Annotated in this window: 8 protein-coding genes and 3 pseudogenes; 2 read left to right on the top strand and 9 right to left on the bottom strand. The window is 59.6% G+C overall.

Annotated elements, in window-relative coordinates; translation table 11 throughout:
- Window positions 1-1,144, top strand: a 1,144-nt coding sequence (locus AC1D34_RS29140) for an AGE family epimerase/isomerase (protein WP_476826087.1), incomplete at its 5' end; no start/stop codon positions are given.
- Window positions 1,145-1,692: 548 nt separating this feature from the next.
- On the opposite strand, the pseudogene AC1D34_RS29135 reads toward AC1D34_RS29140, so the two are convergent.
- The 4 genes and pseudogenes from AC1D34_RS29135 to AC1D34_RS29120 all read right to left on the bottom strand — a co-directional run.
- Window positions 1,693-1,966 (bottom strand): annotated as a pseudogene (locus AC1D34_RS29135) (transposase); the annotation flags it as partial.
- Between the two features lie 87 nt (window positions 1,967-2,053).
- Complete coding sequence (locus AC1D34_RS29130; protein ID WP_441492603.1) at window positions 2,054-2,413, bottom strand: DUF7957 family protein; 360 nt, start codon at window positions 2,411-2,413, stop codon at window positions 2,054-2,056.
- Window positions 2,414-2,460: 47 nt separating this feature from the next.
- A pseudogene (locus AC1D34_RS29125) lies at window positions 2,461-2,619 on the bottom strand (IS6 family transposase); the annotation flags it as partial.
- 162 nt (window positions 2,620-2,781) lie between these two features.
- Window positions 2,782-3,039: pseudogene (locus tag AC1D34_RS29120) on the bottom strand (universal stress protein); the annotation flags it as partial.
- A 303-nt stretch (window positions 3,040-3,342) separates the two neighbouring features.
- On the opposite strand from AC1D34_RS29120, the gene AC1D34_RS29115 reads away from it, so the two are divergent.
- Window positions 3,343-4,647 carry a hypothetical protein gene (locus AC1D34_RS29115; protein WP_476826086.1) on the top strand — a complete coding sequence of 435 codons (1,305 nt, stop codon included), beginning with the start codon at window positions 3,343-3,345 and terminating at the stop codon, window positions 4,645-4,647.
- 21 nt (window positions 4,648-4,668) lie between these two features.
- Here the strand turns inward: AC1D34_RS29115 and AC1D34_RS29110 are convergent, their stop codons facing one another.
- The 5 genes from AC1D34_RS29110 to AC1D34_RS29090 form a co-directional block, all read right to left on the bottom strand.
- Entirely contained in the window at window positions 4,669-4,899 is a 231-nt protein-coding gene (locus AC1D34_RS29110) for a WGR domain-containing protein (RefSeq protein WP_476826085.1), read from the bottom strand.
- A 105-nt stretch (window positions 4,900-5,004) separates the two neighbouring features.
- Complete coding sequence (locus tag AC1D34_RS29105) at window positions 5,005-5,796, bottom strand: metallophosphoesterase (protein WP_476770979.1); 792 nt, start codon at window positions 5,794-5,796, stop codon at window positions 5,005-5,007.
- A gap of 337 nt (window positions 5,797-6,133) precedes the next feature.
- Window positions 6,134-7,171 (bottom strand): HAD-IA family hydrolase, encoded by a 1,038-nt coding sequence (locus AC1D34_RS29100; RefSeq protein WP_476826084.1) that lies wholly within the window; start codon window positions 7,169-7,171, stop codon window positions 6,134-6,136.
- Between the two features lie 133 nt (window positions 7,172-7,304).
- A complete protein-coding gene (locus AC1D34_RS29095) occupies window positions 7,305-8,060 on the bottom strand; it encodes a metallophosphoesterase (RefSeq protein WP_476826083.1) in 756 nt (251 codons plus the stop codon).
- Between the two features lie 494 nt (window positions 8,061-8,554).
- The gene (locus tag AC1D34_RS29090; protein ID WP_476826082.1) at window positions 8,555-8,893 is read right to left on the bottom strand and encodes a DUF2958 domain-containing protein; all 339 of its coding nucleotides are present in this window, start codon (window positions 8,891-8,893) and stop codon (window positions 8,555-8,557) included.
- Window positions 8,894-9,297: the final 404 nt, after the last annotated feature.

Genomic DNA, 9,297 nt, shown 5'->3' with positions numbered 1-9,297 from the left:
ACATATGGTCGGGGTATCGGCAGAAGAGCTTTCGGCCTGGCTTACTGGGAGCCTACTGCCGGCTTGGCTCGCGCGGGCCTATGATCCGGAGCGCCGAGGCTATGCCGAATGGGTTCAGCCTAATGGAAGCATCATTGAAAGTGAGCGGCGCACGACGCTGGTTACGGCGCGAACGCTATACGTCTTCAGCCATGCCCATCTTCTCGGCGTACCCGGGGCGCTCGAAGCGGCGCGCCATGGCCTGTCCTTCCTGCTTAGTGCCTGCCGGGACAGCGATGGCCGGTTCATACATGCCTGCACGACCCAAGGTGAGATCATTGACGGCAAATCCGATTTGTACGATCTCGCCTTCGTCATCTTCGCGCTCGCCTGGTGCGCTCGTGCAATCGGAGAATCCGAACCGCTCGACCAAGGGGAAGCGGTGATGCGTTTTATCGAGACAGCCCTCGTCTCACCTTCCGGCGGCTTTCGCGAGGATACGCTCGGAACCCTGCCGCGCCGCCAAAACCCGCATATGCACCTACTCGAAGCCTGCCACGCCATGGCGCGATCGTCCGGCGAAAAGCGCTGGCTTGAGCGCGCCGAGAGGATCGTGTGCCTGATGCAACGGCGCTTCGCCGCGGACGGAACGCTCGGCGAGTTCTTCGACGACGAGTGGAAGCCCTTTGCCGGCGAGCAGGGTCGGATTCGCGAGCCCGGTCATCATTTCGAATGGACCTGGCTGCTCTATCACCACGAGCGCCTGACCGGTTCGGGCACTGCCCGGATGAGCGCACGGCAACTCTTCGCCTTCGGTGAGATGTTCGGCGCTGAAGCCGCCGGCAAGCCGGTGATCAACGAGGTCGATCAAAAAGGCGCGGTGCTCAACGGCGGGGCCCTGCTCTGGCCGCAGACTGAGTATCTCAAGGCGCTGGCGGCACGGCTCGAATTCGAGGATGACAACGACGCGACAAATCGGCTCAACGGCCATTTGCGCCTGATGTTCGAACGCTTCGTCGACGCGGATACCGGACTGTGGAGCAATCAGATCGATCGCCAAGGCTGGAGGGTGGCCGAGCCGATCCCGGTACGCGTACTCTACCATTTAGTGCTCGCAGTTGCAGATGTCTGCAGGGTGAAGCAGTCGCACAGTGCGAAATCGTGACCACGCGCACTATGTGTCCACCGATGAGAGTCGGCCGGCCCGGGACCGGCACCAAGCCGAGTTTAAGAGTGTTGTATTCGCCGACGGCCCGCAAGCCGAAGAGTAGGCCGGATACATATGAGCGACTTCCACCAGCCGAGAACGCTCGGGCGCGGCCGAGGTGAACTCCAAATATGACGGTGACTTGCCGCTCTCATTTTACAGATTTGTCCTCGAAACCTCGACAGAGATCACTTAAGCGCCGGGAACGTGATCAACTTTGCTCTGGCTCACGCTGCCCGAGCCGATCCCCCTTGTGTGGCAACCAGAAGGGGCGCATCTGCCGCCCGCGAGTTTCGGCCCGGAAAATCGCATCCATCAGAAATGCGATAACCTGCAGACTGGGATCCGGCTGTTGACGCCACCCACGACCTGATCCTCGCCTATGTCCCGCGCAGCGTCTGCAGYGTTCCCGTGCTGCCCGATACGCAATGGGCGAAGACCTTGTACCTCACGCTTGAAGGCGTGATGTTGGCACTTATAGAGCTTGCTCCCCGGTATCGAGCGCGTTTGTCGAACGTCAGGTCGGCGACGGCGCGGCGCAGCCGGGCGCTCTCCGCCTCGAGTTCGTCCATCCGCTTCACCTGATCCCTCTTCAGGCCGCCGAATTCACGGCGCGAGCGATAGTAACTCACTCCGTCACGCCGATCGAACGGATCGCGTCGGCGACGGACTGGCCCTGCGAGACCAGCACATCGACCTGGCGCAGCTTCGCGACGATTCTTCAGGCTTATGGGCTTCTTCGCCATGGCGGGTACCGGCCAGGTCATCGTCGCGACCCATCACCGTCACTTGATTGATATCGCCCACCGGACGTGTTCCGAGGTCACCGTGCATGAGCTCCCGGCCTAACTTCGGGCTCCTCACCGCTTACTTAACGAAGTCTCTTCGGATCTCGCCGCCCGTCGCGGGATCAATCACCAGGCAATAGCCGCTCAGGCTGAGCGCCAGAATTCCGGCCTCACTTAGGCTGGTCTCGACAAACGTATCAGGCATGCTCGGTAAAGCTGCCCGCCACAACGCTCGGCCGGTTTTACCTATACAGAGCAAGTTCTCGAAGAGATTCGCCTTGCTGGAATCGGGCTCTATCAGAATGATGCATCGTTCGAGGCCGATGGGTATCGCCGACTTAATTGGGGCACCTCGATACAAGCCTTTCACCGCCAAGGATCCATCGCCGTTCCTTATGACGATGAAATTACCATTCGCTGTGAAAACGATCTCACCCATTGACTGCCACTCACGTCGCGACTGCGCCTCGATCGCGAGTATAACGCCCAGCGCCGCACCGTCTCATAGGAGACGACAATGCCACGCTCCAACAACATCTCTTCCGCCAGGCGAAGACTCAGGGGAAAGCAAAAATACAGCCACACCGCACGGACAATGATCGCTGGTGGAAACCGATGGCGCTTGTAGCTGCAGGGCGGACTCATGCCCGCGCTCTACACCGCTTACCGCCCCGCCGAAGTTAACGTGACAACGCCTCTGAGCACGTTGTACCCGCCTACTGAAAAAGCGAGCTCAACGCTGCTGGCTCGCGGGATCAGAGACGCAGAGGAGGCACTGCGGATCGGAGCTATGGCAGGGAGGATCCACTACCGGATCACCAGTACAGGAATAGTCGTACTTGCCAACACCGCTGAAGTTTGGCTCCCGAGCACGACCTTCTGTACGCCACGCCGGCCGTGAGAGGACATCACGATGAGATCACAGCCCTTGAGCTTGGCAAATCGAACGATTGCCGCGGCTGGGGAAACATCGATCTCCTGTTCCAGATCTACCGAGACGCCGTGTTCGGACGCGCGTTGCTCAATGGAGGTAATGCGCTCCTTCATTAAAGCATCAATCTGCTGGCGGGCTGCACGCGCCATCTGATCGCACAGCATCGAGCAGTTGCATGGTCACGGTCCTTTCCGAGCCCCCCAACCCTGATGGACACCTTAGAATGGCGCCCGCCGCGGTTAAGATGCGGTAAATCGGCATGGGGCGGTAAGAGTGGACGCCGAGGGGATCGGCGCTCTCCGCCTCCCGTAGAGCTCCTGCCTGATCGTTATGGTCGGATGTTCACTGCAATAACCCGCGTGGGCAGTGGGGTTGCACGTGCGATCGCGATGGGCGCACGACCATCCGGCCGCCGCTGGTGCATCAGAAGCCTGGTGGACGCGCTCAACCGTTGCCCTGGCCATCGTATGCGCCGATGTCGCCGGCTGTTCCGGCCTGATGAGCGCCGACGAGGAGAGGACCTTTACTCGCGTACCGACGCTCATCAGCAAGGTGGTTCAGCCGAGGCAGCGGAAACAAGGCGCATCGTCAAGACCATGCGCGACTGGAAGCGCGCCGCCGAAACGCTAGAGCTCGACGACAACCCGCGTGCTGAGGTGAGCGAGGCCCAAATCAAGGCCGCCGCTATGAGCGAGTCCATGAAATCGGGCCGCAAAGCGAACGTGTCCGACTATTTCAAATCAGTCGTTGAGTTCGTCAATGGAGGGCCGAGCGAAGCTCAACGCGCTGACCAGGTGCAGGAGCCGGCCGCCGAGCTCACTCCGGCTGAGGAGATGAAGGAGCGCATGCGCTCCCGAGAGAATACGGCGGCGGAGTATCCCGCGCCGAGGATCGACCTCGCGCCCCTGCAGCGAGGCGAAGATAACCAGAGCAGGACAATCGAACCCGAAGGAAACAAGGAAAATGGACACAGCCGAGACAGCCGAGATCGAAGCGCCAGCATCGAGCTTGCCCCAAATCCACGACCAGAACAGCGCGACAGAAGCGTTCGGGAATATCTACGAATCGCCCACTCTCTCACGTTTGCCCCCGGGCGTGAGGCCAAGTCCCTCAACAGTCTGCGAAACCTGTCCAGCAGCTGTATGGTACGTCTTGCCGGGCGAGCTTCGAGCCTACTGCAGGGTGATGCACGTCCAAGTGTACAGCAACGTGGAGAAGAACGACCTGGAAGCCTGCGACGGGCGGGAAATGGCGATCGAGCAAATGCTCGCCAAGCAGCAGGCCACATAGCCCAGTTCGATAAAATGATGGTCGAGACGCAGAACCTCTTGAAGGTCGCTACTCAGCAGCTGAGCGGCAACCTTCTGAGGTCTTGGAATTCGAACCGGAATCATGAGGTGCAATTCGGCGGCCGCGCGGAGAAGGTGCAGATTACCAAATCTGAGCGCACCGGCCGTTGGTCGTGGTCGACAATTGCCGACACGACGAAACGCGGCGTCGCCGACCTTGTCGCGAAAGTGAAGGAGCTCGCGCCGCCCCAGGCAATCACCTGGCTTCGCGATAGGGCGCGCCCGGCGACCGTCAACCCAATTTCGCGGGCACTGGAATCGTCGCCGGTTGAAATAGCGCGGCGCCGGATGGAGTTCGTGAAAGCCAGGACGTCGGGCCCCGCGATGGAAAAATCCAAAGCTCCTGATCTCGGCCGCGGATCCCGTCGCGACGATGGATTGTCGCTGTAGCCGCGGTGGTGATCTCCCCGGCTACGCCGTCTGATATCCGCGCTTGAGTTTCTGCCGCATGAGGTCAGTGAGGGCCGCTTGTCCCTCCTGCTCGTTAAGGTACGCATCACGCCGCAGCTGCCCGGCCCGACCGATACGTCCCCACTCGCGCCAGAGTGTCCAGCCGCCAAATAGGTCGGGCTGCACTTCCATCCGATAGAAGCGGTTCATATTGCAGCTGGCGTTAGACCGCGTCAGGTAAGTTCCGCTCATCGTTTCCGCCTTCAGCTGCGCTGCCTGAGGTCAGCGCTTACTTTACATTCATATTGTGCCTTCGACAGGTACTGTCAGCACGAGCGCCCATAGCCCGTGGATTGATCAAACCTCGACGACGCAGCCGGGATCAAACCATGGATTCTCGCGATCGCCATTGCGGTTGGGGTAGCCAGCTTGATTGGCCAGGATGCGCGTCCGACCGACCTTGTAGTCATGTGACCCATGATCATGGCCGTGGATCCAGAGCTCAGGCTGGTATTCCTCGATCAGGGCGCCGAGGTCCGATACGAAGGCCGGCGACAATTCGCTCCCCTGGTGCCTCGGTTGAACCGATTGCGGGTGTGGCGCGTGGTGCGTGACCACTACCGTAGGACCATCGTGCGGCTTCCCTAGCTCGCTACGGATGAACGCCAGATCGAGCCGATGCTCAGCCGCTGCATGCCACGGCATAAAGCGGCTGTAGTGACCGCTTTCCTCCCGGTAGCGGATAAGGCGGTGATCGTTCAGCTCCTGCCCGGCAAAGACCATCGACGGCTTGGGCGTCCCGAGAAGGCGGTAGTCCGTCCAAAGCGTACAGCCGATGAAGCGGACCTGCCCGATCATAACGGTGCGGCGATGCAGTAGATGGATGCCGACCTTGTCAGCGAGGTCGCTTCCAGCGGCCAGGCTGCCCTTCATCTCGCTCTTGTAGAACTCGTGGTTGCCAGCGACGTAGACGATTTCGCGGTCACGGAGCGGCCCGGCTTCCCGCTGCTCCACCATCCACTCGAGCGCAGCACTGATCGGCTTGTGCACATCGCCGGCGAAGACCGCGACATCAAACTCCGGCATCGGTTTGGCGAACAGGAACGGACCGAATTCGAGATGCATATCGGAAATCACCAAAAGGCGCATCCTGCCCTTCCTCATCTATCTGGCATTGTTGGCGGAATGCGCCTCGCTTCAGCCGCCTGACGCCGAGGAGCGCTACGCGATGCGCTTGGACCCAGCAAGCTGCAGCCTGCGGCGTCCACACGCGTTCGAACGCTTTATGACGCAGTCTGAAAGCTTTCCTGTAGCGTCCACCCGCGCTCGAACGCTTTATGACGCAGTCTGAAAGCTTTCCTGTAGCGTCCACCCGCGCTCGAACGCGTTATGACGCAGTCTGAAAGCTTTCCTGTAGCGCCTCCACGCGTTCGAACGCTTTATGACGCGTTAGATCGCGTCATAAAGCACGCACGTGCACGCGCATTCAAACATGGCTCGGCGCAACCGCGGCGCGTTCAAGGAGCTCGTTGACAGGTTTCGGAGCCCCGGGCGCCGTTCCCTGAGCAAGTCCGGATTCGAATTCGTCAATGTGCATTGCGAACAATCCGGCCTTCCGCGGGCCTATTACGTCTGCCTCGATGCTGTCCCCGACGAAAAGAACCTGATGCGGCTCCAAATTGAGCCGCTGGCAAACGAGCCGATAAATCTCGGCTTGAGGTTTCATCAGGCCGACCTCAAACGACAGAACGACCGTATCCGGCGCACCAGGCAGGCAATCGAGCAAAGCGTTCGCGTATGGTGCAGCGAGATTGGAGCAGACGCCAATTTTCAATCCGAGCTGCTCCAAGGTGTTCCAAATGGCATCGATTCCCGGTCGTAGCCGTGTCGAGGCGGTTTCCGCCAACAAGTCAGCCTCCAACTCGGCAAGCCGCGCATCGTCTGTGATCGTCGCAAGATCCTGGGCAAGATCGCGCAGGCTCATCGGAGTTGTCAGCGCTTGGGTTGCCGCCTTCGATGAAGTGGCACTGCCGATGAGTGCTCTGAACGGCCAGCGCTTGTCTTCAATTTCCACAAGTGTCCCGAACCCATCGAAGCAGACAGCCTGGATCTGCGGCGTAGCGTCCTGCCAGATCAGATTTGCCTCTGTGTATGGCGTGAAGTTCTCGTCGACCGCGTTTGGCGCGATCCCCGCACCCCACCTAATCGCTGCGACGTAGCTCCGCACAGCAAGCTGGTCGTCGAGTGTGCCGCTTAGAAGATCCAGGGCTGTCTGCCCGTTGAATGGCGCCGTCTTATGGTCATCAAACAGCCAATCCCTTTGTTGATCCGGTGATGCGAGAAGATGCTGCAGATCCGCATAGAGACCCAGAAGCGCAGAGATCCGCATCAGGACAGCAGTTTCGAGGACGAGTGATCCGTGTGTGCGCGCGATGGTCGACCAGTCGTGAAACTGAGCCGCGTCGCACTGCAGAAGCGCGAGCCGGTCGGCCGAGGACAATTCCCAGCGGTCCGCGATGTTCAAGAACGTGCGGAGTGCCGGCGCGCTTACGCGAGCTCGTTCCTCAGGCGACCTTTCCATCAATGTGCTCCCAGCTTGCCACTCAGAGGAGACAGAATAGCTGATTTGCGGACGTCAAAGTTCAAACCGACCCGGCTTAGWTGGCGACCTCGACCACCAGGCTCTCGTCAAACGCCGAATTGGAGAACAAGGCTCCGGCTGGATTGCAGAGGATCCGTGTTCCGCCTGGCCGGCGCATGTCGATGCTGTGATGAACATGGCCGTGCACCCACATCTCGGCGCAGCCAGAATCCGTCAGCTCGGATAGGTCAGACGCACAGTTTCCGGCGATCCATTTTCCGGTGTCGGCCGGCGCTACGCAGGCAGGGTGCGGAGCGTGATGAGTTACAACCACGCGAGGGAAAGAGGTCTCCTGGTCTATGAGATGTCGCAAGCGCTCGCGACTTGAGTGATGCAGCTGCTGAGCATCCTGAACGCGAAAGGGACGCTCCCCCGTTCCGTCGCGAAATCGAATGTCCTCACCAGTCGGCATTGTAGCATCGATGGCTCCTGCCAGACTGTAATCGGACCAGAGCGTAGCGCCGAGAAACTGCACGCCCTGGAGGTTGGTTGCGTCGCCCTCGAGCAGTGAGATGTCATTGGCTTTGGCGACGCGCCGAGCGGCGTCGATCGTGGTGCTCGGTTCGCCTCGCCAATGTTCGTGATTGCCCAACGTCGCAATGATGGGTCTGTCTCCGGCCAGGTGGCGCAGGAATTGGAAACCGGCTGGGATATTCCCCTGCCAAACATCCCCGGCCGACACCAGCACGTCGAACGCTGGCCGGCGAGGGGAGAACGCCGAAGGAAACGGGAATCCTTCGAGATGCAGATCCGATAGAACCCAGATTCTCACTGTTGCCCTGCTCCCAGGCGTAGGACTTTCCGCCGCGGCGTGAGCCTCTGGTGGAACGACGACAATGGACGCTCGACTGACCGTCCGTTCAGAATGGATCTGTGTTAGAATTCATGAGATGACCGTCCAGCACAAAACGGAGGCTGTCTGCACGAGCACCCAGGCCGACAAAACAATATCCTTGGTGATYGAGCTGCACTTCTCGCCTGAGGATATGGCTCGCATTGATCGAGCTGCACAATTCGAGGGCCTCGATCGGACCGCTCTTTTGCAACGCGCCGCGATCTTTGGCTTACGAGATGCGTTGCGAGAGTCTGAGCTCGTGCAATCGTTTGACGAAGGCGGCAATGGTTGAATTTCCGCGGAACCGTACCACACGCTCAACCACCTTATGCATAGACCCCCGCGCGCACCGCTTCCGCCGCTCCCTGTTATTACCACTTCTGCAAAAGTGGTAATAACAGGATCGGCTATGAGCCGGGGCGGCCGCGAACCTAGGCCGAGTGCTCGGCCAAATACTGGTTTAGCGTCTTCTGAGCCCGCCAGTGCCGATCAATCTCGATGCGGAGATTTGCCGGCCCCTTCAGCGCTGCAAGCTCGGCTAGACTGAAGCCACCGATCTCCGCCTCATGCCCAATAATGGCGAGGCCGAACAGACTATTATGGTCGCGTGGATTCATTTCAGCGACGATCCAAGTAGCGGGCGCCCACGGCAGAAATAGCTTCAATGCGGGCATTGGATCAAAGCCCCTATCCTGGCGGCTCCGATGCCAATTCGAAATCAGCAAATCCTGTATTTCACTAGATATTTCAATAACTTGGTAGAATTCCATGGTCTTTGGGATTTCATCCTGGACGGTGCGCCATCCAAGAACTGATTTAACCGCGGTTAAATCGGGCGGCCGAGAATTTGCAGCTGCAAATCCCGATCGCCCAGGCGAGCAGCCATCACCACGAGTCTCAGCCGAGTATAACCGCGGGTACAAAGGCCGCAGCAGTTATGACCACTTCTGCGAGAGTGGTCATAACCGGCCCGCCGCTCCAATCGCCGCAGATTTTTGCGGCGATTATGCCACCTAATCGCCGCAAGCTGAGATACCGTCCAAAAACGAGCGATTTCGGACACCCTACCCCGACCTGTCCATAAATCAGCTTGCGATATTTCCGGACATGTCCGATTTTTGCTCTACCCTTTTAGGACGAAAACCGATGTCCCGCGCCTTCGCCTATGTCCGCG

The sequence above is a fragment of the Allobosea sp. P1_A7 genome, assembly GCF_056406775.1.
Note: the sequence above shows the minus strand (reverse complement) of the source record. Positions and strands in the feature narration are given on the sequence as shown.

Excerpts from the sequence above, each read along its gene's own strand:
- AC1D34_RS29090 (WP_476826082.1), bottom strand. The coding sequence starts at position 8,893 with ATGGAATTCTACCAAGTTATTGAAATATCTAGTGAAATACAGGATTTG.
- AC1D34_RS29110 (WP_476826085.1), bottom strand. The coding sequence starts at position 4,899 with ATGAGCGGAACTTACCTGACGCGGTCTAACGCCAGCTGCAATATGAAC.
- AC1D34_RS29105 (WP_476770979.1), bottom strand. The coding sequence starts at position 5,796 with ATGCGCCTTTTGGTGATTTCCGATATGCATCTCGAATTCGGTCCGTTC.
- AC1D34_RS29130 (WP_441492603.1), bottom strand. The coding sequence starts at position 2,413 with ATGGGTGAGATCGTTTTCACAGCGAATGGTAATTTCATCGTCATAAGG.